We start from the raw sequence: 23,858 nt of genomic DNA on the forward strand, positions 1-23,858 counted from the left end.
AACGTGGGTATCGGTATTCCAGTCAGAGAAAGTGACCCATGCCCTGTCGATTCCCTTTCGCCCGCCATCTTATTACTGCCGCCTCACTGACGGTCGGTCTCAGTGGCTGTAGCCCTGCTCACGATGGCAACCGTCACAGCGTGACCGACCTGCAACAGAGTTTTCAAACCCCGCCGACAGAGGCCAAGCCCCGCGTCTGGTGGCACTGGATGAACGGCAACATTAGCGCCGAGGGTATACGCAGGGATCTGGACTGGATGGACAACATTGGTATCGGCGGTGTGCAAAATTTCGATGCCGCCATGCAGACACCGCAGATTGTGGACGAACGCTTGGTGTATATGTCGCCGGCTTGGCAGCAGGCGTTCAAGCTGGCGGTTCAGACGGCCGCGGACAAGGGCATGGAATTCGGCATTGCGGCCTCACCGGGCTGGAGCGAAACCGGTGGTCCATGGGTACCAGCTCAAGACGGCATGAAAAAGTTGGTGTGGAGCGAAACGCGGGTGGATGCCGCCCAGTCCACAGCGGTCAAGTTGCCGCCGCCACCGAACACCACCGGTCCTTTTCAGACCTTACCCATGGCACTGGAGCACGGCTTGGGCAGTGATCACCTGAAGCATCAACACTTTGAGGATGCGATGGTGCTGGCTTACCCTGTGACGGCGGTGAGCTCGGCCAAGGCCGCGATCACGATTGACGGAAACGCGATTGCGGGGGATGTGTTGAGTGACGGGGACTTGCACTCCGGGGTGGATTTTCCGGCGGCTGGCTCTGGGCCGGTAACGGTCAGCCTTCGCTACGACCAGCCGCAGACGATTCGCTCACTGCAACTGTTTTTGGCCAATGCCCCCAGCGATTTTCGCAAGGGGCCGTTGCAGCCTGAATTGCAGGTTCTGGATGAGTCGGGTGAGTGGCAGAGCATCACCCGTCTGCGTCTTTCCAAAGTACCGACTACCGCCTCGTTTGAGGCGGTGATAGGGCAGGAGTTTCGGCTGGTCTTCGGCCACGGTGGTGTCGATAATGTGATGAACTTTGCCCCGGCTGCGGGAGTCGATCCCAGGGCGGTGATGGGCATGAACTGGAGTGCCGCGTCCAAACCAGAGCTGATGGAGTTGAGCCTTTCGCCGCAAGCCCGGGTGAACGCCTATGAACAAAAAGCCGGCTTCTCACTGGTCTACAACTATTACGGACTGGACGAATTCGCGGGGAGTGATGTGGCGGGTGTTGCACCGTCACAGGTGTTGGACGTGAGCCAATATCTGCAGGCCGATGGCACCCTTAACTGGCAGCCTGAACAGGGGCAGTGGCAGGTCTTGCGGCTGGGCTATTCCCTCACTGGCAAAACCAATCATCCGGCCACACCGGAAGCTACCGGTCTGGAGGTGGACAAGCACGATGCGGACGCCGTTGAGCGCTACCTGCGCACCTATCTGGACAACTACCGCGACGTCGTAGGCGGTGAGTTGATGGGTGAGCAAGGGCTGCAGGCGCTGCTCACCGACAGCATTGAGGCGGGGCCCTCCAACTGGACGCCGAAAATGGTGGCACAGTTTAAACGCTTGCGGGGCTACGATCCGACACCATGGATGCCGGCACTGACGGGCGTGATCATCGGTTCGCGCGAGCAGAGCGACCGGTTCCTTTACGATTACCGCCGCACCTTGGCGGATCTGATTTCTACCGAACATTACGGCACAGTCGCCAGGGTCGCTCACGACTATGGGTTGACGGTGTATGGCGAATCGCTGGAAGGCGACCGCGGCCTGGCGACGCTGGGGGATGATCTGGAGATGCGCCGCTTTGCTGATATCCCCATGGCCGCCATGTGGACTCACAACCGTGACAGCGGTGCCGCGCCCAAATATAAAGCTGATATGCGCGGTGCGGCGTCGGTGGCTCATCTCTATGGTAAACCGTTTGTGGCCGCAGAATCGCTGACGTCGGTCTTGGCGCCCTGGGCCTACGCCCCGGCCGATTTACAGCCGATGATTGACCAGGAGTTCCTGCAAGGCATCAACCGCCCGGTGATTCACAGCGTGGTGCATCAGCCGGTGGAAGACAAACAGCCGGGCTTGTCGTTGCATATTTTTGGCCAGTTCTTCAGTCGCCACGAAACCTGGGCACCCATGGCCAAACCCTGGATCAATTACATGGCGCGCAACAGTTACCTGTTACAACAGGGCCGCTTTGTGGCCGATGTGGCTTATTTCTACGGCGAAGAAACGCCGGTAGGCGCGTTGCTGCGCAATGAGTACGCCCAGGATATACCCACGCGCTACGGCTACGATTTTGTCTCGCCGGATGCGGTGATGAACCTGTTGCAAACCGAAGGCGGGGATCTGGTGACGGCAGGTGGCGCTCGCTACCGTGTGCTTTTCCTCAGTGGCACCAGTCAGTACATGACGCTGCCGGTACTGAAGCGGTTGGGCGAATTGGTTGCAGCGGGGGCAACCGTGGTGGGGGCTGCCCCCACGCTGAGCCCCAGCCTGGCGGATGATGACAGTGCCTTTGCTGCCCTGGTGGCCAAACTCTGGTCGGGTGACCCGCTAACCCGTGTTGGCAAAGGGCGCGTGATCAACAGTCGCAACGTCGAGGACGCCTTGCAACAGCTCGGCGTGCAACCGGATTTTGTGGCGCATGGTGTGACGAAAAGTGCAGCGCAGAATGTGGTGCAAGGTGGGGTGGAAAGTGCCGCTGCACCCTTGCAGTTTGTGCATCGTGCGATTGAACACGGTGATATTTATTACGTTTCCAATCAGGGGGATGCCCAGACCGTTACCGCGCAATTTCGCGTGACCGGTAAAGCTCCGCAATTCTGGTACGCCGACACTGGCCAATCGGCTCCGGCCAGCTATCGCATTCAAGGCGAGGTGACGGAAGTGGAACTGCCCATGGCCGCGCACCAGTCTTATTTCGTGGTGTTCACTGAGGATACCCGCGACGCTTCACGCACAGTGGCTGTACCTCAGAGCACACCGCTAATGACCCTGACGGGCGAGTGGCAGGTGAGTTTTGAGGCCGGTCGCGGTGCGCCGGAATCTATGGTACTGCCACAACTGGCGCCACTCTCGGAACACGCGGACAAGGGCGTGAAGTATTTCTCGGGCATTGCCACCTATCACAACCAATTTACCCTGGCGGCCAAGCCTGACTCCGGCTCTTTGCTGCTGGATCTGGGCCAGGTAGGTGATGTGGCCGAAGTGTGGGTGAATGGCCAAGCGGCGGGCATCGCCTGGAAGCCGCCATATCAGGTGGATATCGATGCACTGGCACGAGTGGGTGACAACAAGGTGGAAATTCGGGTCGCCAACTTGTGGGTCAATCGCTTGATTGGCGACCTGCAACCCGATGTAGAAGAGAGCGAAAAAGTGACCTACACCACCATTAAAACCTATCTGCCCAATGCCCCCTTGCGACCCTCGGGTTTGATGGGGCCGGTGACACTGTTACAACCGGCAAACTAGGAGATCCATATGAGCAATATTCAGAAACGATTGGCGTGGCCTTTGTTGATGGCCGCTGTAATGTGGGGGCCAAACGCAGTTGCGGATAGTTCAGTTGTGGATAGTTCAGTTACGGATAGCGCAGTAACGGAGGAGGCGACACAAAAGACGCTAGAGAGACACGCAGAGTTTATACGCTATGTGGCGCCCGCGTTGCGTCCGGGTCTGGAGCGGCGCAAGGGGTATGCCGATCGGCCAGGGTTTTCCGTTGAGAATTTGCCCATGCTGCGCGAAGGCGGCCAACGCTATGAGCGGCCATTCCTGGCTCAACCGGCCGTGCAACAGAAGCGCATTCCGGGGCTGGCCGGTGAGCCGGAAGTGACCGTTTATGTGATCAATGCCGGACGTCAGGGGGATGAATCTCGGCCTGCCATATTACACACCCACGGTGGTGGTTACATTTTGGGCCGTGCGCAAGGTTCGGTTGCCGAGATGCAGGCACTGGCGGCAAAACATAACTGTGTGGTGGTGTCGGTAGATTATCGGCTGGCCCCGGAAACGCCCTTCCCGGGGTCGCTGCATGACAACTACGCCGGCTTGCAATGGCTGTACGACAACGCCGCCGAACTGGGTGTGGACAAACATCGCATTGTGCTGATGGGGGACAGCGCTGGCGGTGGTCATGCCGCCATGCTGGCGCTGGAGGCCAGAAAGCGCGGCGACATTCCCCTGCGGGGGCAGGTGCTGATTTATCCCATGCTGGATGACCGCACTGGCAGCACCGTGCCCCAGCCGGAGTGGATGGGGTATCTGTCGTGGGGGCCTGCAGAAAATGTGATGGGGTGGAGTGCTCTCCTGGGGGTGCCGGCGGGTTCCGAGCAGGTGCCCGAAGGCGCTGTGCCTGCACGGGTAAAGGATTTGTCGGGCTTGCCGCCCACGTTTATCGGGGTGGGTTCCATCGACCTGTTTGTGAATGAGGATATTGAATACGCCCGCCGGTTGCTGAATGCCGGCGTGCCCACGGAGCTGTTTGTGGTACCCGGGGGCTATCACGGCTTTCAGGCTATGCAACCCGAGGCGGAAGATGCCAGGCGTTTTCAGGATGCCATTGACCGGGCGCTGGAACGCGCGTTTGTGGACCCCGCGTTTTAGTGAGCAGCAGCTGTAGAAGATACAACTGAAGGGCGCACGACTGTAGAAAGTACAATTTTTAAAAAGTACAAATTGAGGTAATGAGTCCAAGTAGAGGCAGCGGCAGCTTGGCGGCTGATCTGCGGGCTGATTATTCAGTTGATTCACAGGCAGTGTTTTCCCGTTCAATCATCGAGTGTTTTTATTTCCTTAAGTCAACAGGAACTTTTATGCTACAAAATATCCTGAAAATATCATTGATTACCGGTTTCTGTGTGCTGGCGTGCGCTTGCCAACCGGATTCGGCGACCGACGCAACAACCGATATTATTACCACCGCTCACGCAGCCGGAGATGAGATTGCCGAACTGGCAGTGTGCGATGCTCAACCAGCCGTAGAGAAGGCATTGTCGGCTGATGCCATGTTCGCCAGACCCTATGTGGATCAGGATGAGTGGCGGAACAGTCCGGTCAGACATCGTTATGTGCACGGAGGCTTCGAAGGCACCGACACTCGCTTTTCATTTTACCTGCCTCCAGCGAGTGTCTATGAAGGACGCTTTTTTCAATACATTACACCAATACCGCTGAGTGAGAACATTTCCCAGGGGGCGACCGGAGAAGATGACAAAATCCGTTTCACCATTGAGAGTGGCGCCTACTTTGTCGAGACTAATGGTGGTGGCCGCGGAGTAATGGGACAGCCGGGTAGTCAGGTTGATTCGAGTATTTCAGCCTATCGGGCCAATGCCGCTGCCGCAAACTACTCGCGCATAGTTGCCATGGAAATGTACGCTTGTGAACGCCCTTACGGTTATGCCTTTGGTGGCAGCGGTGGGGCTTACCGCACCATTGGTGGCATGGAAAACACAGAAGGGGTTTGGGATGGAGCAGTACCTTTTGTGCCCGGCTCACCCATGGCGATTCCCAATGTGTTTTCGGTGCGTATGTACGCCATGCGCATACTTGGTGATAAGTTCCCAGCCATTGTAGATGCCATTGAAGTAGGTTCCGAAGTCGATCCTTACAACGGTTTGAACGCAGAGGAAGCGGCTGCGTTGACCGAAGTGACCAAAATGGGTTTCCCGTTAAAGGCCTGGTATACCCACGACATTCTGGATTTGCATGGCCTGATTGCACTCTATCCCGGCATACTGATGGCAGACCCCAGCTATTTTAGTGACTTCTGGACCAAGCCCGGTTATGAGGGCTATGACGCACCGGCATCATTACGGAAAGCCAAAATACAGCAGCGTGCCAGAATAAAAAAACTGATTTTCACCCAGGATGTGCCGAACTCAGGTATCAAAGAGGCGCTGGTGGCTTCGGTTTCTCGGGGCTTGGCCGATGATGCGTTTAAAGGCATGTTGAGCAATGCAGATAACCGCATTCCGGTGGCTATCGAATTTGACCGTCTGCCCACCGAACATACCCTGGGTTCAGATGTGTTTGTGAAAACCGGCGAGGCAGCGGGCCAGCGCATTGGCGTCAACAAAATTGCGGGCAACTTTATTCTGGTCAGTGCTGATCCCATGGTGGGCGGTTCGGCCGAGGTGTTGAAGCAGTTGCAGGTCGGCGATGATGTTGAAATCAGCAATCTAAATATTCTCGCCTTACAGACTTACCATCGCCATCAAGTGCCTGCCGAAGGTTACCCGGTGTGGGATCAGTTCCGCGATGAGCAGGGTAACCCCATCTACCCTCAGCGGCCAATGCTGTTGGGACCACGCTTTACGCAGAGCGCTGCGGGTATCCTGCCAACCGGCAATTTCAAAGGCAAAATGATTCTCCTGTCGAATCTTTACGATACTGAAGCCTACCCATGGCAGGGCGATTGGTATCGTCAGCAGGCGCAAAAAGTATATGGCGACAGCCTCAATGACAATTTCCGGCTTTGGTACACTGATCACGCCAATCATGGCGACAGCAAGGATCAGTCGGTCAGTACGCAAACGGTCAGTTACCTTGGTGTGCTGCAACAGGCGCTGCGGGACATAAGTGCGTGGGTCGAAAAAGGCATAGCACCGGCACCGACCAGCGTCTATGAGATAACCGATGGCCAGGTGCAGATTCCGGCCACGGCTGCTGCACGCCAGGGCATTCAACCGGTGATTGATTTGCTGGCCAACGCTGGCAAAAGCGTCACGGTGCGGCCGGGGGAAGAGGTACAGTTTACCGCTACCGTGGTGGTGCCCACCAACGCTGGCCGGGTGGTCGATGTAACCTGGGATTTTGACGGCAGCGGGGTGTTTGCCGAAGTCGAGCGCTTCAAGGATCCCCAGGCTCGTAGCGTTGCTCTCAACCGCCATCGCTTTGAGGCACCGGGCACCTACTTTGTCACCGTGCGGGCGGCAGCGCAGCGCCAGGGCGATGGCAATACCGAGTTTACCCGGATTCAGAATCTGGATCGGGTAAGGGTAGTGGTGGGGGCAGAGTAGCATTGCGACTGCTGCCTGCTGCATCTCTGTAAGTGAGAATTCATGCCCGAACTTTAAAACCGGGCCATGCATGAATCAGAAAAGCGCCTCAAAAGACGCCAGCTCGGCATCGTGGGCCATAGCACCAAACGGGCAGAGAGATTTGTATGAGTAGCCTGAAGACAGCGAATACCCTTGCCAAAGTAATTTTTTAATTCTCTGCCTACTGGCTGTGAGGTGGCTGAGCAGGTTGTTGAAAAAATCACATACTTAAGCAGACGTATATCGAGTATGTACTGCGCTGAGTCAGCCTATTAAGCTGTTGGCGTTCTTCGGGAGCGGATCTGCGACGGTGAGGCCGACAGCCATCGCTGACAGCTTCGGCTCATGATGGCCTGCTCGGCAAACCCGAGTTTTTCAGAGATTGCCGAAAAGGTGAGATCGGTATGCAGCAGATAGTAGACCATGGTGTCACGCCGCACCTCATCCTTGATTTTTTGAAAGCTGGTTCCTTCCTGCGTTAAGCCCCGGTGCAAGGTGCGGGGATGGAGGTTCATTTTACGGGCCGCGGTCTCCAGATCACAGCTTCCGGTGGTCAGTGAGTGCATGATAATGCCGCGAAGTTGCGCGTGCAGCGGTGGCCTGCGCTGGTTCACTTTGGCATCAAGATGCTCTACCACTTTGGCAAACGTCGTTGTATCGGGGTCGACGACGGTGCAAGCCAGGTCCTTCTTTGAAAAGCTGATGCAATCTACCTGTTGACCAAAAAAAACCGCGCATCCGAAATAACGTCGGTAAACGGCCGGGCTGGATACCGGTTGATGACGAAATTGTACTCGCCGGGCACGGGCCCGCCCTGCGGTAAATTCCAAGGCACCCAGGTGACCTAATAACAAGATGAATTCCATAACCTGTTCTTTATTGGGAACACCCTCCACCAGGATGTCGTGTCCGATAAAGACCAGTTTGGGATGGCTGCGTGAATCTTTCCAGATTTTAGCGGCAAGGCTGTGCAGGTAGTTGTGGTTGACGATGTAATCGAGTCCGTCGCCAAAGGTCTGCCCGTAGCGCAGTAATTCACCCAGAACACCAAAGCTGTTTGTCACGCCCTGGAGTTTGGCCAGTCGCAAGCCGAAGTCGGGAGTGTTGAGCGCTTGCGCCGAATGTTCCAAGAGTCTGGCGAATGTTTTGTAGGTGAGTTTAGATTCGATTTTTCCGCCTGGTCCGCGCTGCAACCCGTTGTCAGCCAATAGATGAGTCGGGTTGCCCCCAAGGTCAGTGACAAGCTGATCAAACCCTTGCAGTAATTGAGGGTGTAAGGTATCGAAATCCTGTGGAGCGTTCCCGGGGGGTGTCATTTGCGTGTGGGTGGCCGGTTGAGAATATAGGTTGCGTCTGCGTCGCTGGTTGACCTGCGGTTATATCTTCACAGATTGTCAAAATAAGTCAAGCGTGAATGGAGGCGGTCGGGGTACCTTTAAGGTGTGAATTTAAGGTGTCAATTTGAGACCACGGCGGGTAACTGGCTCGGTGCAAACGTTGCTGGCCCTGGAAGCCATTTCTATATGTATGACGTGAGGTGTTTGTGACAGATAAGACGTTGGATTGCTCGGATTTGGATCGCATTATGGGGGTTCCTATTCAGCCTGCCAGGATGCGAGAGCCCTTTGCCAACACGGATATTCGCCGTTGGGTTCAGGCCATGCACTATCCCAACCGGATTCACTACGATCCGGATTTTGCCGCCGAAAGTCGCTTTGGTCGTATGGTCGCGCCGCAGTCGTTCCCGGTTTCCATGGACGATGCCCACGGCACGGGCCCCTCCTGCATCGGTTGCATTCCCAATTCCCATCTGGTGTTTGGTGGCGATGAGTGGTGGTTTGAAGGCCCTCGGGTCTTTGCTGGCGATATGCTGCATAACCACCGGGTACCTTTTGACTACGTGGTTAAGGACACCAAGTTTGCCGGACCCACCTGTTTCCAGCGCGGCGACAACTACTATTACAACCAGGACGGTGACTTGATTGCCAAGCAGCGTTCGACCTCCATCCGTTATCGCCCTGACTTGGCCCGGGAAATGTCCAACCTTGAAGAGGACGACCGCACTGAAGACCCGGTGTGGGCAGACGCGGAACTGATGCAGCTGGAGGAGCAAAAGTTCGAGTGGATCAAAATGCTCCACGACCTGGGACACGGCAAGCGCTTCTGGGACGATGTCAATGTCGGCGACCAGTTACCTGCGCGTATCATTGGTCCGCATAGCATTGCCAGTTTTACCACGGAATGGCGTTCATATCTGTTCACCCTGTGGTGTGGCGTGAAGCGCCGTACCGACCTCGATATCGAGGCCCTGGGGTTTGTCGGCGACATGGCCGGTAAAGAGCAAGACCCTGTGCTGGAACTGGAAAATCCGGAGATGACCGACGGCGCCTACATCGGGCCTTCTCGCGGCCACCTGTTTCCACGTTACGCACGCCAGATCGGCATGCCACGGGGCTACGGCTACGGGGCGTCTATGGGGGCCTGGATTCTCGATTATCTTTCTGGCTGGGCCGGTGAATGGGGCGAGATCGTGCATTCGAACTGCTCTTACCGGGGGCCTGCTTTCACCGGTGATATTACCGTGATGAACGGTGAGATTGTGGACAAAATGATCGACGACGAAGGACGCCATTTAGTGCAGGTCAAGTTCAAAATGGTCAACCAACTTGGCGTCACTTCGGCCACTGCGCTCTCGGAGATCATGCTGCCGAAGAAGTAATCAAGCGCGTTGATTTTAATGGCGGCGCCCATTAAACGCGCAGTGCCACACACGATTAAGGAGACCTTCGTGAGCTTGTTATCGGGAAAAATTGCCGTCATTACCGGCGCGAGCCGGGGCATGGGCAAGGGAATAGCCCTGGCATTGGCGGAGCAGGGCGCCACGGTCTACGTTACCGGACGTACGGTTACAGCCGGTGTGAATCCCTTGCCGGGTACGGTGGGCGAAACGGCTGCCGAGTGCGATCAGCGCGGCGGCAAGGGGATTCCGGTAGCCGTGGATCTTGCCGATGACGAGCAGATCAACGCCCTGTTTGAACAAGTAAAACAAGAGCAGGGTCGCCTCGACATCCTGGTCAACAATGCGATTGCCATCCCTGACGAAATGACCCAGCCCGGTGGATTTTGGCAAAAGCCCATAACCAATTGGGCGATGTTTGATATTGGTGTGCGAGCGGCGTTTGTGGCGGCCTGGCACGCCTCTCAGATCATGGTGCCACAGCGATCGGGTCTGATTATCGGTATTTCCGGTTATGTGGGTGTGACCTATACCTACAGCGCGATATTTGGAACCGCCAAAACCGCGACCGATCGAATGGCGCGGGACATGGCGATCGAACTTAAACCCTACAACGTCGCCTCGATGTCATTGTGGCAGGGTTTCACCTACACCGAGCGGGCCAAAGAGAATCTTAAATCTGTGCCGGGCATGGCGGCCCAGCTCAACAGTGCCGCCGGAACGTCGGTGGAATTTCCCGGCCGGGTAATCGCCGCGCTGGCAGCTGATCCGAACATCATGGACAAAACGGGTGGTACTTTTATTGCCCCAGAACTAGCCGAGGAGTACGGTATTACCGACATTGACGGGCGGGTGATACCATCGCAGAGGGAACAGCGGGGTGCCCCCATCTGGGCACCGGTTTAGGTGAAGCAAATCGTCAACCTCGTAGTCCTAAGAGTCTGAAAAATTAACACCGATTCTACTTCTGTACTACAGGTGTTGATGTCATTCGTTAGCGGGATGGTTAAAGTGGTGCCCTGATCAGGACACCACGCGACCACCGTTAACGCCAATGGTTTGTCCCGTAATATAGCTGCTTTCCTCCGATGCCAGCCAGGCACAGGCATTCGCAATATCGTCCGCCACACCTGTTCGTCCCACGGGAATCATCTTGGTCAGTTGATCCATTGACATCCTGAACCTATCTTTATTGGCTTCTGACATAATGGTGTTCATCACAGCACCCGGTGGAATATTGTTGACGGTGATGCCGTAGGGACCTAGTGCTTGTGACAGTGATTTGGTCATGGCAATGACGGCACCTTTGGACGCAGAATAATGAACCTGTTCCTTACTCCCTGTTTGGGCACTGGATGACGAAATATTAATGATTCTCCCCCAACCAGCAGCTTTCATATCTTGCAAAACTTCTTGAGTGACAATAAAAGTACCTTTGGTGTTAATCTCAAACATGATGTCCCAATCTTTGTCGGTGAGATCTTCAAAGGGAATGAAGTTGGCTATGCCGGCATTGTTCACCACAATGGTGATCGGACCAAAGTGATCTCTCAACTTGCCAACCGCATGCCGGACTTCTGTCCGGTCAGCAATGTTGGCCGTCAGCGCGACGGCTTTACCGCCGCTGGCCTCAATCTCTTGCACCACGGTTTGGCATTCCTCAAGGTTGAGGTCGAGAACACCAACGGCAACACCGTTTTTGGCTAAGCGCATAGCGCAGGCTTTACCAATACCGGCGGCAGCGCCGGTGACCAAAGCTGTTTTCATGTTTGTGTCCACCTGAGTTTATTTCTTTTATGTAGTTAGGCCGCTAAGGGCATTAATTTTTATTCATGTTACACGGCAAATGTATAACCGCCGTTTACCGGATACGTTTGTCCGGTGATCCAGGATGCCGCTTCTGAACACAGAAACAGGGTCATGGCGGCGACATCGTCTGGTTTGCCAAACCGTCGAATGACATAACGGCTAACGTGTTTTTGGGCTTGTTCACTGGCCAAAAATTCGGATTTCTCGGGTTCCGCCAAAGGTGGTTCCAGCGTCGACAGGGAAATGCAGTTGCAGGTGATGCCGTAGCGGCCAGCCTCTTTGGCGAGTGAACGCATAAAGCCATTGGCCCCCGCCTTGGCAGCAGAATATGTGGTCAGGCGTTGTTCTCCGGTCCTGCCCGCGTCAGAAACGATGGTCACCACGCGACCCCGGCCAGCTTTCACCATGGAGGGGAGCGCTCTATGGCAGCAGTTCATGACACCGTGGAGGTTGGTTTTAAAGTAGCGATCCCACTCATCTGGACTGGTTTCCCAGAACACGGGCGAAGGCTTCATCGATGCGCTGGGTCCGGCATTGCCTGCATTATTGATCAATAGGGTAATGGGACCCAAATGCGCTTCAGCTGCATCCATGGCTGCTGTGACCGACTGGATGTCACTGACGTCAGCGGGGGCGGCGCAGGCGGGTATGCCCAGGGCGATGATCTCGTCGGCGACGGCCTGGGCGCGTTCAGCGACAAAATCATTTACGGCAATCCCGCCGGCATTGTGCCTGGCCAGAGTGAGAGCGATGGCGCGACCGGCACCTTGTCCTGCACCGGTGACAAAGGCGATCTGTCCTTCGAGGTCGAGAGGGTCGTTTCCAATCATGAGTAAAGCCTCTTGGTGTTGGCGAAGATGTATTTTTATGGATTAATCCGTGACCACGATTTCAATCGTCAAGAGATGATGCCACTGGCTTTTAATGCTTCAATCCTTTCCCAATCCAGGCCCAGTTCCAGCAGGTAGAGTTCGGTGTGTTCGGATGCCTGAGGGGCGCGGGTTGTTTGTACGGGGGCGTGATCAAACTGCACCGGTGGACGAACGAGTTTGAGGGGATGTCCGTCAGAGCCTTCGACTTCGATAATCATGTCATTGGCTAATGCCTGCTCATCGCGGGTTAAATCTTCCAAGCTTTGAAACGGCGCCCACTGCCCTTTCATGGTTTTCAGGTGGCTGAGCCAATAAGCAAACGGCTGCTTGGCAATGGCCTGGACAAGCAGTGCGCTGGCATCAGCCCAGTGCTCACGCAACGCCTCCACGTCGGCAAAGCGAGGGTCGTCTGCGGCTTCGGGAATCCCGAGATGTTGAAACGTGTCTCGGATGTAAGGCCCGGGCGTCAGAATACAAAAATTGATGGTGCCGCCATCGCTAGTGGTAAAGTTTCCCATAAACGGATTGCCCGGAGAGCCGCCCCCCGCAGGCATACGTGTGCGTGGCACTTCCCCCAGTTCCATGGTTTGTGCCAGACCGGTACTCGCCGACCACCAGGCCGTGCTGAGCAGTGAAACATCAAGCTCGACAGGCTTGCCGGTTTTTTCGCGGTGGAACAGCCCGCCCAGAATACCGCCCGCGATATTCATGCCGCCAGCACAATCGCCAAAAGCGGGTATACCTTGCATCAGCGGGCGATCCAATTCCGGCGGAGACATGGAGTAGCCGATGCCGCTGCGGGTCCAGTAAGCGGTACCGTCAAAACCGCCGGCTTCACGCTCTGGGCCCTTGTCCCCATAGGCGCTGCCACGGGCATAAATGATGTTTGGGTTCGCTGCCCGGATATGTTCCAGATCCAGTTTCAATTTCTGTCTTTGGGCTGGAAGGTAATTCGTCAAAAAAACATCCGCAGTTTTGGCAATTTCGTAGATGAGCTGCTGACCTTCAGCGGTAGAGACATCAACCCCCACGCTGCGTTTGCCGCGGTTAGCATTTTCCACAAGGGTGTGCCGGTCAGGGTTGTGCTCCACCCCTCCGGTACTGCGAAAACCACGCATGGTATCGCCTCTTACCGGGTGTTCTATTTTAATCACATTCGCGCCCCAGTCCGCCAGGATGGCGCCAGCGGCGGGAACAAAAGTGTGCTGTGCGACTTCCAGGACGGTAATGCCTTCCAGAATTTTTGTCATGTTGCTTTTCCTCTCGCAGTCTTGATGACTTTTCAGCTGCGCAATTGTCGTGTTAGATGATGGCGTCGCTTGTCAGCGATTCGATTTCAGTGCTCGTAAAACCGGCTGAGCGAAGAATGGCGACTGTATCGTCACCTGTGATGTGTGCTACTTCGGTATTGGTTGTGGTGTGGGCGCCATCGGATGTGCTGATGCGTATCGGGCTGGCGGGTACGGGAACACCTGCCGTTTCAACCACCGATTGCCGGCTGCGTACCTGAGGGTCGTCGAGGAGCTCGCTGCCGTGATTGAGGATGGTCACGGCGGCCCCTTTTGGGGCTAGCTGTTCGACCCACTCGGGGGCCGTGCGGGTTCTGAAAATTTCTGTAAGCGTCCGGGTAATTTGCTGTTGGTGTTCCTGCTGATGGAGCAGCGCTTTACACTCTGGCACTTTGAGCTCATCGCAGAGAATATTCCAGGTACGGGGTTCTGCGCAGGCGACGGCCACAAAGCGATTGTCTGCGCATTGGTAAAGTCGCCGGTCGGCAGTGGCTTGCAAAAAGAGAGGGGTTTTCGACAGTGGGTTGATACCACAGTTCAGCAACCAGGTCGCGGCTTCTGACAAGCTGAGATCGATAAAGGCGCCTTTACCCGATCGCCCTCGCTCAATGACAGCCGCTAGAATGGAGGCTACCGCTGTTTGTGCCCCAGCCTGCAGTGCCAGCGCTATGCCGGGTTGCCAGGGTAATTGATCGGACATTGCCCCAAGCAGGCCTGAGTGGGCAATGTATGACAGATCATGCCCTGCATGTTCAGCATAGGGGCCGGTTTGGCCGAAACCGGTGATAGCACACCAGATTATGTGTGAGTTAATCGCACTGCATTGTGGATAGCCAAAGCCTCTGGCTTCCATCGCGCCTGGTTTGGCATTTTCAACCACCACATCAATGGTGGGGGCCAACCGTGTCAGAACGTCAATGGAGGCTTGGTTGCGCATATTCAGTGTCATCGAACGCTTACCCCGACTGAGGCCCATTTGGCCGATCACCAGGCTGGGCTTGCCTTTACTGGCCGGGGGTTCCACACGAATGACTTCTGCACCCAGGTCGGCCAGCATCACGGTACAGGCGCCACCGGGTGGCATCGCCGTGAAATCAAGGATTCTGAGTCCTGTCAGCGGCTTTAAAACATGCATAGGTTGACCATCGTTATTGCTCTTAGGGTTTCAGCATCGGCGGTAAGCCAGCTCTCAAAACGATTGATTATTGAAGAGAGCCTTCCTGCCTCTGAAAATGAAAACGGCGCTGTTCCAGGGTAGGGCGAATTATTTTGGATTGGGGTGCAAGGAAGGCGCCCTGGCGTAGATCTGGCCTTTTTTCCAATATTGGAAATCTATATTGTTTTGTGGAAATATGATTGCTATCTTGTGCGCAATTGTCAATTGTTTCTTGCAGATAGGGGGGAAGATCTATGGAGGGAGGAGCGAATGGCCGGATCATCAAGGTTATTAATTTTATGGCATCTCATCCGGCAGAGTCATTTACAGTGTCAGAAATTTCTGAACGCTTGTCACTGAGCTTTGGGTCGGCACATCGTGTCTTAATGTCGCTTTCGGAGGCGGGCTACCTGGCTCGCCATCCGAAACACAAAACTTACTCATTGGGTTTTACCCTGATCGCGATCGGGCAGGTGGCATTGGAAAAACACAAAGTGGTGAATATTGCCCAGCAAGAGATGGCAAAGGTCGCCGCTGAATTGGGAACGGAATGTATGGTCAGTGTGATCACTGGCGATGAGGTTCTATACCTGGCTAAAAGAGGGAGCCCTGCGGAACACAGTGGGGTGACGCGGATTGGCGACCGACGACCGCTGGTACCACCTGTCGGAATGTGCCATATAGCATGGTCCAGCACAGCGTCTATTGAAGCTTATTTACAGCGAGCAACCTCCGGTTTTTCGACCTCTATGAGAACGTATCTTGAACAAGCCATTGCTGCGATTCGTGCCAGGGGGTATTCCATCTCAACGCTGGATCAGGGGATCAACGCGCTCAGCCGGTTGGTGGCGGATCATGTAGACAGTTACCAGTCTCCGGAGTATTGGGCAGCGATGGATGAAGCGTTGGGCAAGCTTTCGCAAAATGAGATACAGCTTCTCTCTTTGGATGACTTGGGCGCGGCGCGAATCAGTCACATCTCGGTGCCGGTATTTTCTCCGTCCGGTGAAGTTATTCTGGAACTCACCCTGGCAGGCTTGCCGCTTACAATGGAGCAAACTGAGATTGAAGCGCGCATCAGTCGGATGCGGGCAGCGGCCGATTATGTCACCAGCGAAGTTCACGGCCGCAAGCCATCGTTACTAATGGCCTGATCGCAGGGTATGAAGTCTCACTATGAACTTGAATCGTCGGCCTGAAGGGAAGACCCGCAATAAACGCTTGCCCAAAAAGTGGTAAGAAATCTCGCAAGCCACAGAGGGTTGTGGCCTGCGTTTTATTTGATTATTTATTTGATGTTGTCGGAGCCTTCAGTCATGACAGGTGACATTAAACTGATTGCAATAGTCACTTAAACGGTCGCGTACGATACTTTTGCTCAAGCCAAACTCATCAAGGGTGTATTCGTGTTTACCAAACTTGCCCTTGGGGTTCTTGGCCAACAGTTGTTGCATCGCTGTTTCGGTGGTGGATGTCCATGGTGTGTGAAAGTGGGCATAAAGCTTTTTCATTTCACCAATGGGATTAATCATCAGCTCGGAATATTGTAAATCGTAGATGGAATCCCAGCCGTGCATTTCCCTATGCTTGAGTGTGCGACGAATCATTTCCTCGAAGATATCCAGCATTGACTCGCCAATATATTCCAGATTTACATCATCACTTAACAGTAATCGCACTTGCTTGATTAAACTGCAGGCTGAACCAACCACATCAACCGGGTCTCTGTGGGTCATGACCAGCTGCGCATCTGGGTATACAGATGTTAAGTCACTCAGAAACAAAGGATGCCAAGGGTTCTTGAGCGTCCATTGTCCCGAGTTGTTGGCTTGCAACACTTGTAAAAGCCGCTTGTGATGCTGGAAAACCGGGAGGTAATCTGCCTCATGTAATAACCAATGGCGGTATGAAGGCACCTCAGACGTGGCATCGTAAAGTTGTGCACAAAATGACTGCGCCATGGCGAATTGACACTCAGTGGGCCCGTCAGCATCTTCATGGTGTATCGCAGAAATATGAGGTATGTGTTTTAGCGACTGGTTGAGTTTTTCCTGTTCTTTAAGGCAGCGGGGATCGCTGCTGAGTTGGTCAGCCTGCGCTGGCGGAATTGGATTAAGCGCCTCCCAACGTAATAAACAGCGGCGATTTGAATCAGCATTTAGCAAGTTGATCGCTAAGGTTGTCCCAGTTCGTGGTAGGCCAAACACAAACATCGGTTTCTCGACAGGGCGTTGCAGTAATTCCGGATTGGCTTCAAGCCAATGGTCTATTTGCAGTCGATTCGACAGGTTGGAGATTAATGTATTCTTTATACTTGCCCAGCCCCTCTCGGTGAGGGGGGCTTCGGTATTGAGTGAATTTAAATAAACAGACAAGCCTTCATGAGTGGCCATGTCGAGTTTGGCTTTTAATCCTGACGCTTGTTCTGCGCCTGCAATGACTTCTTCAATTTTTATCATTAATGACGCTCATCTGTTCAAAATTTTAAGGCTCGGATTAGGCGTTATTCTTTTCGGCGTGAGCCTCGAACATAGTCATAATATCACCCGATGTAATAGGACGAATTGCCTCATCGGTCAAAGGTTTGCTGCCACCTGAGGAAATGGGCGTAGTGTCGACACCTTTGGCTTCAGCCTTGGCCCGCAATGCACCGACGGTAAGTTCCTCTCGTTTAAAATGTTTGAATGGATCAAAACGGAAAAAGCGCATGGCATTTTCGTGGGTTATTTTATCGATTTGACGCTCAGTCAAAATCTGTACGGTTTCCCAGAGCCTTTCAGGCACTTGCGGCCACAATGTATCTGAATGCGGGTAGTCGCATTCATAAGCAATCATATCTTCACCGATGTCATTGATGTTTTTAAGTCCGAAAGCATCATCGATAAAGCAGTTAAGAAAATGACGTTTAAAGAGCTCGCTGGGTTTTGTGTCCTGAAACAGAGAGTGGGTCCAAGCCTTATGGCGAGAGTTTGAAAAGTCGCAGCGTTCAAGGAAGTAAGGTACCCAGCCTATGCTGCCTTCAGATAAGGCGATCCTCATATCCGGGTATTCATGCAGCACCTTAAGCTGTAACCAATCCGCTGCCCCGACCGCAATGGACATGGGCATAGTCGATATCCAGGCCTCAATCGGGGTTTCCATTGACGCGTGCGGTGCAGGATTGCCAGAGCCAATGTGCAGACAAATGGTCATGTCGTGGTCATTAACCGCTTTCCAAAATGGTTTCCAATAGTCGTTATGGATACTGGGGAGGCCAATGACGGTCGGGTTCTCGGTGACGGAAATTGCAACACACCCCTTTTTGGCAATGCGTTCAATTTCGGCGACAGTCGCATTCATGTCCCAGGTTGGAAGGATGGCACAGGGAATAAAGCGACCGGGGTAGGAGCCACACCACTCGTCGATTTGCCAGTCGTTGTAAGCACTGATATGCCGTATTGCATGGTCTTTATTGGGGGCGTTTTGAAAAATTCTGGGATTGAAGGCAATAGAGTTGCCGAAATTCAGGGATGCCGCGATGCCGTTGATGTCCATATCGTCGATGCGAGCATGCACGTCATAGCAACCTTTGCGTAATTGCGAGATATTGGTTGGTTCCATTCCATACTCTTCGAAGGGGCGACCAACGACCGCATTGAGCCCTACGGAGGGATACTGTTTGCCCATATAGGCCCAATAGTTTTTACCCTGTGCGTCGGTCATAAACTTCGGGGCGGTTTCTTTCGCATCACCAGTGGCATGCTTCTCCCACACATCTGGCGGTTCACAAATGTGATCATCCACACTGATGATCACCAGGTCATTCATGTTTTTAGCCATAATTCACACCTCATAATTATCCAATAATGGATAAATATAATTATTATTGGATTTATATTTACGAAGATCATAACTTTTGTCAAATCCTGTTTGGTGATTAACGCCTGAGGAGCATTTTGTTTTGATATCGGTTTTGGGGAGCGCGAGAGGGGGAGCAAGGAAATCCCAGCAGCATGTAGCCGTTTTTTAAAGATCCAACAGCAATATTGGGTGGGCCTATCGGTCGAATTGCTTGGTGCCGGATTATAGGAGTCCATACTGACCTTCTGGGGCAGTTATAGTGGATAATGTTATTTCCATTGAGTTATCTCTTTTGTGGATTTGGGTATTGAAATCCCATTATATTAATATTTTTGCAGGTTGATATTTAATAGAGTTATCTCTATAGTGGAGTGAAGTCGATTTTATCCGTCAGCACTGTTGAGTGAAATCGAGGCAGTGAAAGCGAGACACCCAAGTGAAAAGATTAGGTATAGAGTTGCAAACTGTATTCGGTATGCCGCCGGTGGAGCATGTGTTGCTGGCAGCAGAATCGGGTTGCGGTCACATTTCTACCGCCTTGACGCCGGTACCCTGGAAGCTTGAGTGCTTTCCGCCTTGGTCACTCAGAGAGGATGTTGCACTCAGAAGAGAAACCCTTGCCGTATTGAATGACAGCGGCGTCACCATTTCTCTTGCTGAAGGGTTTGCCATTCGTCCAGGCACGGATGTTACCAACTATGGCAATGACCTGGACATCATGATGGAGTTGGGGGCCGAGGCTGTCAGTACCGTCTGTCTCGACTTTGACCAAAACCGAGGTTTTGACCAGTTGGCCATGCTGGCACAACTGGTGGCGGATCGAAATATGAAGCTTTACCTGGAGTTCGCACCGCCTCATCCGATCAACACATTAGAGAAGGCTCTCCGTCTTATTCAGGAAGTAGAGCCAGGTCAGATAAAGCTGTTAATTGACACGATGCACTTTTTTCGAAGCGGCGCGACCCTCTCTTCATTAGCGACCATCGACCCTGATCTCATTGGGTATGTGCAACTGTGCGACGTTGCTGTTAATCCAACGAGTGATGATTATTTCCAGGAAGCCTGTTTTGACCGGCGTTTACCTGGTGAGGGCGTTTTACCTCTACAGGAATTTGTGAAAGCGATTTCACCAGCACTGACGGTTGGCTTAGAAGTGCCAATAATTAGTCGGCTGGCCAATGAGCTGGATGTAAGAGACATGGTCAGAGAGGCCGTGAGTGCAGCAAGAAAAATATTGATATAGAAGAGGTTCCAGCATCACTTGACATTGGCGACTTATCGTTTGCAATGGGTATGTACGTCTTTGTTGATGTCCGGTCATTTATTAATCTGAGGTTATGTATGGGTACTGAACATTATAAAGCTGCCATCTACCGCGATAAAGGTTGTGTTGATGTGGTGGAGTTACCATATCCACAGTGTGGCGATGAAGACGTGATCATCAAAAATCTGTTGGCAGGAGTCTGTGGGACTGACATCGCGGCTTATAAAAATGGAGATCCACGGCCTGTCTGGAAAGATTCTGAGTTTGGCCATGAAGTGGTCAGTGAGGTGGTGGAAGTTGGTAAAAATGTACAGGGTTTGGTCGAGGGAGACTGGGTGTTTCCCAATTTGGGCAATGCCATCCGAAACCGCAAGCGTATGTCAAACGTGGGGGCGTTTTCAGAGTACCTGAAACTGCCACAATGTGAAGTCGGATTCAGTGTTTTAAAGATCAGCAAAGATATACCCATTAAAACTGCTGTTTTACTTGAGCCCTTTATGGTTGGGGCTCGGGGTGTCGTTGGCCTCAATCCTGGTCCTGGAAAAACAGCCATTGTCTTTGGTGCGGGGATTATTGGTATGTCCGCTGCCATCATGCTGAAATGGTACGGTTGCGATAAAGTGATGATCGTGGATGTTTCGGATTTTCGTTTAAAGAATGCTGAAAAATTCGATGTAGTGACCTGCAATGCTGCGTCCCAAGACCTAAAAAGTCGTGCGATAGAAGAGTTTGGTTCGCAAGCTGGATTGTCTGGTGAATGTTGCGGTGCTGATATTTATGTCGATGCCCTGAGTCTTACCGTTGCAATTGATAACTTCACCATGCTGGCGAAGCGAGATGCGCATCTGGCCATACTGGGGGTGCATCACGAGCCGGTACCCATGGATTTAAAGTCGGTGTGTTACAACAACTGGCATATTCACGGGTGTGGGAATACGCCGAATGAATCTATATCCCAAGATGTGTTCAATTTGATGGAGTCAGGCAAATACGATCTTTCTTCACTTGTTACCCATGAGTACAAAATTGAAAACATCTGTGATGCATTGATGATGGGGCGAAATTCCAGTGAAGCACAGAAAGTCTGTATATCTTATCTGTAACTGGGTAGCCAGAGCTACAGAACAATGAACACGAAATCGTACACGAGCAACTGAATAGCAGCTATAGAATTCGCTGAATCACAATAAGAATAAATACACAGTCTATCAGGCCGCTCGCATACTTTATATCCGCATTCGAGCCCGCGTGTATTTGTTCTCACTGCCAAAATGTAGGGGTGCAAGAATGCAAAATCCAGAGAATAGAAGTGCGTGTGGCGCAGAACTGCAAGAAAAACTTTGGGCTGCAACGGTGGCTGCGCCAGAAACGCTATACCAATCCACCTGGCGTGATTACATTTTTGCTGAGATCTGGTCCCGGCCTGGATTGGATGTGAAGGCACGTTATCTGATCGCCATTGCTGGTGTAGCCAGTAATGGCAATCCCTCCGACTCTCTGGACCACTATATCCGCGGGGCGCTGAGTAATCAGGAGCTCAGTGTTCAGGAATTACGCGAAGTCGCGGTACACAGCTCGATTTATAATGGTTGGTCATCGGGTGCCGTGATTGATGCTGCGGTCAGTCGGATGTCGCAGGCGCTGAATCTGACTGATGACGGTTTCAAACCACTTGCCGAAAAGCCCTGGGAACCCAGCGACAGGTTGCAGCGTGGCGCCGATGAATTTGCCCAGGTGATGACATTTCCGGGGCCGCCGCCGGTGGCTCCCTACTTTGAGGGCGGTATTCTGAATTTTGTGTTTGGTGAGGTGTGGCACCGAGAGAGCCTGAGTCAACGCTCACGCCGTTGGGTGACTTTGGTGGGTGTGTGTGACTCAGCCGCGACAAGCCCTATACAAACGCATATTTATGGTGCCATGGCCAGTGGTAATACCACGGTTGAAGAAATGCAGGAGTTTGTCCTGCAGTATGCTGTACATGCGGGTTGGCCAAAAGCATCTTATGTGCAGGGCGTGCTTTTTGATATGGCCCATAAAATCAAAAATAATTTAACTTGGGATGGCCAGCCGAAAAGTTAAATGTTGCTGGCAGTCGGTATCCAATGATAGTGAGTCTTGGTGGTGCTTTAACACCAGCCTAATAGGCTATAAAAGTAGCGACAATCAGGAGTTCAGATGAAGTACGGTTTTATCGGGTTGGGCAGTCAGGGTGCGCCTATGGCGCAGCGAATGATAGACGCGGGATTGCCGGTCGTACTCTGGGCTCGTCGTCCGGAATCATTGAGTCCTTATGAAAATACATCGGCGACCTTTGCTGAAAGCGTCACCAAGCTGGGTGAGCAGGTTGAGCATTGCGGTATCTGTGTGGTCGATGATGACGGGGTTAGGCAAGTTTGCCGAGAGCTGTTGCCAGCGATGAAACCGGGTGGAACCGTTGCCATTCATGCGACCATACACCCTCAGCTGTGTCGGGAGTTGGAACAGGAAGCGTCAAACCGTGGACTGCTGCTGGTAGATGCTCCAGTCAGTGGCGGTGGCGGGGCGGCTGCAGAAGGAGCGCTCACCGTGATGGTTGGCGGTACCGCTGAAGCCTTTCAAAAAATGAAACCGGTATTGGACACGTTCAGTGGGCATTTGATTCACCTGGGGCCGATTGGTTCGGGACAGATGGCAAAGTTAGTCAATAACTCCCTGATGGCTGCCAATCTCGCTATGGCTTATCACGCACGGGAAGCGGCCAAGTCATTGGGTATTGACCCTGACGCGTTTGTGGATTTAATAAAACTGAGCAGTGGCCGAAGTTTTGCGTTTGATGTGTGCGCAAGGTGGCAACAGCCCACAGATTTTACTCACGGCGCAAAAATGCTTAATAAAGATGTTCGGCTTTTGGGAGAAGCGCTGGGCGGTCATCCTGCTTACGAACCCATTCATGATGCGGCGCAACCGTTGCTTGATCTGGCACTACAGGGTTGAGGCCCCTCCATTGATTAAAAAGAGGAAACTCCATGACTTCATCCCTTTCGCTTTTCCAGAATAAGACGGCTTTGATCTTGGGCGGCGGTAATGGCATCGGGCGAGCAATTGCTGAGGAATTTGCTCGCCGTGGAGCCGCATTGGCTGTTGCAGATATTGATGAAGCCGGGGCGGCAACGACAGCCGCTCACATTGAGGCCAATGGCGGTAAATCGTGCAGCTTTCAATGTGATGTAACTTGCAACGATTCACTGCACCGGACGTTTTCTCGTGCCGAGCAGACGTTGGGAGAAATCGATATTGTCGTGAACAACGTGGGCGTTATTATTTCGGGCAACCCGGAAGACATTCCACTGTCTGAATGGCAGCGGGTGGTAAATCTTAATTTGATGCCCGTGGTGCGCAGTAATGAAATCATCCTGCCCAAAATGATTGCTCGGGGAGGCGGGTATATCGTGAATACCGCTTCTTTCTCCGGTTTGTACCCTTATGCCAGCAATCGTATTCCTTACGCCGCCTCCAAAGCGGGGGTTGTCGCGTTAACCGAATCCTTGGCTTTATATCTCTTGCCCAAAGGTATTCAGATCAGTTGTTTTTGCCCGGGCCCGGTAATGACGGGCGTGATGCAAGGAATGAAAAGCTGGTCGGATAACGCCATCATGAGTGGTCCCGGCGCTCAATTTGAATTGATAAGTGCCGAGCAGGCTGGGACGATTCTTGCTGATGGGATGGAAGAAAAACGCATATTTATTCCAACTCACGCGTCAGTACTTGAAGAGATGCAGCGACATGCTGCTGATCCTGACGCCTACATCCGTCAGAAAATAGAAGCCATTGCTTCCGGAAATTTGGGCTTGCCTGCAAAACCTTCTCTCTGATGAGCAA

General features: G+C 53.1%; 18 protein-coding genes. 11 read left to right on the top strand and 7 right to left on the bottom strand.

Annotated features, from left to right (window positions below):
• Positions 1 to 38: 38 nt before the first annotated feature.
• From G8770_RS08830 to G8770_RS08840, 3 genes are all read left to right on the top strand, one after another.
• Entirely contained in the window at positions 39 to 3,464 is a 3,426-nt protein-coding gene (locus tag G8770_RS08830; RefSeq protein ID WP_167184978.1) for a glycosyl hydrolase, read from the top strand.
• Positions 3,465 to 3,560: 96 nt separating this feature from the next.
• Entirely contained in the window at positions 3,561 to 4,595 is a 1,035-nt protein-coding gene (locus G8770_RS08835; protein ID WP_208022151.1) for an alpha/beta hydrolase fold domain-containing protein, read from the top strand.
• Positions 4,596 to 4,804: 209 nt separating this feature from the next.
• Positions 4,805 to 7,012, top strand: a complete 2,208-nt coding sequence (locus tag G8770_RS08840) for a PKD domain-containing protein (protein WP_208022152.1) — start codon at positions 4,805 to 4,807, stop codon at positions 7,010 to 7,012.
• 293 nt (positions 7,013 to 7,305) lie between these two features.
• Here G8770_RS08840 and G8770_RS08845 read toward each other — a convergent pair whose 3' ends face one another.
• Complete coding sequence (locus tag G8770_RS08845) at positions 7,306 to 8,349, bottom strand: AraC family transcriptional regulator (RefSeq protein ID WP_167184980.1); 1,044 nt, start codon at positions 8,347 to 8,349, stop codon at positions 7,306 to 7,308.
• A 227-nt stretch (positions 8,350 to 8,576) separates the two neighbouring features.
• Here G8770_RS08845 and G8770_RS08850 point away from each other — a divergent pair, with 227 nt between their 5' ends.
• Positions 8,577 to 9,752 carry an FAS1-like dehydratase domain-containing protein gene (locus tag G8770_RS08850; RefSeq protein ID WP_167184983.1) on the top strand — a complete coding sequence of 392 codons (1,176 nt, stop codon included), beginning with the start codon at positions 8,577 to 8,579 and terminating at the stop codon, positions 9,750 to 9,752.
• A gap of 69 nt (positions 9,753 to 9,821) precedes the next feature.
• Positions 9,822 to 10,676 carry an SDR family NAD(P)-dependent oxidoreductase gene (locus G8770_RS08855; protein ID WP_167184986.1) on the top strand — a complete coding sequence of 285 codons (855 nt, stop codon included), beginning with the start codon at positions 9,822 to 9,824 and terminating at the stop codon, positions 10,674 to 10,676.
• Between the two features lie 117 nt (positions 10,677 to 10,793).
• Here the strand turns inward: G8770_RS08855 and G8770_RS08860 are convergent, their stop codons facing one another.
• The 4 genes from G8770_RS08860 to G8770_RS08875 form a co-directional block, all read right to left on the bottom strand.
• Positions 10,794 to 11,537 carry an SDR family NAD(P)-dependent oxidoreductase gene (locus G8770_RS08860; protein ID WP_167184989.1) on the bottom strand — a complete coding sequence of 248 codons (744 nt, stop codon included), beginning with the start codon at positions 11,535 to 11,537 and terminating at the stop codon, positions 10,794 to 10,796.
• A gap of 68 nt (positions 11,538 to 11,605) precedes the next feature.
• A complete protein-coding gene (locus G8770_RS08865) occupies positions 11,606 to 12,409 on the bottom strand; it encodes an SDR family NAD(P)-dependent oxidoreductase (RefSeq protein WP_167184992.1) in 804 nt (267 codons plus the stop codon).
• Between the two features lie 68 nt (positions 12,410 to 12,477).
• Positions 12,478 to 13,701 carry a CaiB/BaiF CoA transferase family protein gene (locus G8770_RS08870; RefSeq protein ID WP_167184995.1) on the bottom strand — a complete coding sequence of 408 codons (1,224 nt, stop codon included), beginning with the start codon at positions 13,699 to 13,701 and terminating at the stop codon, positions 12,478 to 12,480.
• Positions 13,702 to 13,753: 52 nt separating this feature from the next.
• Entirely contained in the window at positions 13,754 to 14,875 is a 1,122-nt protein-coding gene (locus tag G8770_RS08875) for a CaiB/BaiF CoA transferase family protein (protein ID WP_167184998.1), read from the bottom strand.
• Between the two features lie 275 nt (positions 14,876 to 15,150).
• Here G8770_RS08875 and G8770_RS08880 point away from each other — a divergent pair, with 275 nt between their 5' ends.
• Positions 15,151 to 16,050: an IclR family transcriptional regulator gene (locus tag G8770_RS08880; protein WP_279537133.1), complete on the top strand. Its 900-nt coding sequence runs from the start codon at positions 15,151 to 15,153 to the stop codon at positions 16,048 to 16,050.
• Positions 16,051 to 16,206: 156 nt separating this feature from the next.
• Here the strand turns inward: G8770_RS08880 and G8770_RS08885 are convergent, their stop codons facing one another.
• Entirely contained in the window at positions 16,207 to 17,355 is a 1,149-nt protein-coding gene (locus tag G8770_RS08885) for a sulfotransferase family protein (RefSeq protein ID WP_167185004.1), read from the bottom strand.
• A 37-nt stretch (positions 17,356 to 17,392) separates the two neighbouring features.
• On the bottom strand, positions 17,393 to 18,715 hold the full coding sequence (locus tag G8770_RS08890; protein WP_167185006.1) for an amidohydrolase family protein: 1,323 nt from the start codon (positions 18,713 to 18,715) through the stop codon (positions 17,393 to 17,395).
• A gap of 457 nt (positions 18,716 to 19,172) precedes the next feature.
• Between G8770_RS08890 and G8770_RS24525 the strand changes: the two genes are divergently transcribed.
• From G8770_RS24525 to G8770_RS08915, 5 genes are all read left to right on the top strand, one after another.
• Positions 19,173 to 19,979 (top strand): TIM barrel protein, encoded by an 807-nt coding sequence (locus G8770_RS24525; RefSeq protein ID WP_167185009.1) that lies wholly within the window; start codon positions 19,173 to 19,175, stop codon positions 19,977 to 19,979.
• A gap of 98 nt (positions 19,980 to 20,077) precedes the next feature.
• Positions 20,078 to 21,103: a zinc-dependent alcohol dehydrogenase gene (locus G8770_RS08900; protein WP_167185012.1), complete on the top strand. Its 1,026-nt coding sequence runs from the start codon at positions 20,078 to 20,080 to the stop codon at positions 21,101 to 21,103.
• Between the two features lie 184 nt (positions 21,104 to 21,287).
• Positions 21,288 to 22,079 (top strand): carboxymuconolactone decarboxylase family protein, encoded by a 792-nt coding sequence (locus G8770_RS08905; RefSeq protein WP_167185015.1) that lies wholly within the window; start codon positions 21,288 to 21,290, stop codon positions 22,077 to 22,079.
• A 96-nt stretch (positions 22,080 to 22,175) separates the two neighbouring features.
• Positions 22,176 to 22,973 (top strand): NAD(P)-dependent oxidoreductase, encoded by a 798-nt coding sequence (locus G8770_RS08910; RefSeq protein ID WP_167185018.1) that lies wholly within the window; start codon positions 22,176 to 22,178, stop codon positions 22,971 to 22,973.
• A gap of 32 nt (positions 22,974 to 23,005) precedes the next feature.
• The gene (locus G8770_RS08915; RefSeq protein WP_167185021.1) at positions 23,006 to 23,851 is read left to right on the top strand and encodes an SDR family oxidoreductase; all 846 of its coding nucleotides are present in this window, start codon (positions 23,006 to 23,008) and stop codon (positions 23,849 to 23,851) included.
• Positions 23,852 to 23,858: the final 7 nt, after the last annotated feature.

This window comes from Pseudomaricurvus hydrocarbonicus, from assembly GCF_011602365.1.
Classification (GTDB): Bacteria; Pseudomonadota; Gammaproteobacteria; order Pseudomonadales; family Cellvibrionaceae; genus Pseudomaricurvus; species Pseudomaricurvus hydrocarbonicus.

Bases quoted from the DNA above. Each gene is read 5' to 3' on its own strand.
- G8770_RS08870 (WP_167184995.1), bottom strand. From the start codon at position 13,701: ATGACAAAAATTCTGGAAGGCATTACCGTCCTGGAAGTCGCACAGCAC.
- G8770_RS08915 (WP_167185021.1), top strand. From the start codon at position 23,006: ATGACTTCATCCCTTTCGCTTTTCCAGAATAAGACGGCTTTGATCTTG.
- G8770_RS08885 (WP_167185004.1), bottom strand. From the start codon at position 17,355: ATGATAAAAATTGAAGAAGTCATTGCAGGCGCAGAACAAGCGTCAGGA.
- G8770_RS08890 (WP_167185006.1), bottom strand. From the start codon at position 18,715: ATGGCTAAAAACATGAATGACCTGGTGATCATCAGTGTGGATGATCAC.
- G8770_RS08845 (WP_167184980.1), bottom strand. From the start codon at position 8,349: ATGACACCCCCCGGGAACGCTCCACAGGATTTCGATACCTTACACCCT.
- G8770_RS08875 (WP_167184998.1), bottom strand. From the start codon at position 14,875: ATGCATGTTTTAAAGCCGCTGACAGGACTCAGAATCCTTGATTTCACG.
- G8770_RS08840 (WP_208022152.1), top strand. From the start codon at position 4,805: ATGCTACAAAATATCCTGAAAATATCATTGATTACCGGTTTCTGTGTG.
- G8770_RS08860 (WP_167184989.1), bottom strand. From the start codon at position 11,537: ATGAAAACAGCTTTGGTCACCGGCGCTGCCGCCGGTATTGGTAAAGCC.
- G8770_RS08830 (WP_167184978.1), top strand. From the start codon at position 39: ATGCCCTGTCGATTCCCTTTCGCCCGCCATCTTATTACTGCCGCCTCA.
- G8770_RS08865 (WP_167184992.1), bottom strand. From the start codon at position 12,409: ATGATTGGAAACGACCCTCTCGACCTCGAAGGACAGATCGCCTTTGTC.
- G8770_RS08910 (WP_167185018.1), top strand. From the start codon at position 22,176: ATGAAGTACGGTTTTATCGGGTTGGGCAGTCAGGGTGCGCCTATGGCG.
- G8770_RS08900 (WP_167185012.1), top strand. From the start codon at position 20,078: ATGGGTACTGAACATTATAAAGCTGCCATCTACCGCGATAAAGGTTGT.
- G8770_RS08905 (WP_167185015.1), top strand. From the start codon at position 21,288: ATGCAAAATCCAGAGAATAGAAGTGCGTGTGGCGCAGAACTGCAAGAA.
- G8770_RS08880 (WP_279537133.1), top strand. From the start codon at position 15,151: ATGGAGGGAGGAGCGAATGGCCGGATCATCAAGGTTATTAATTTTATG.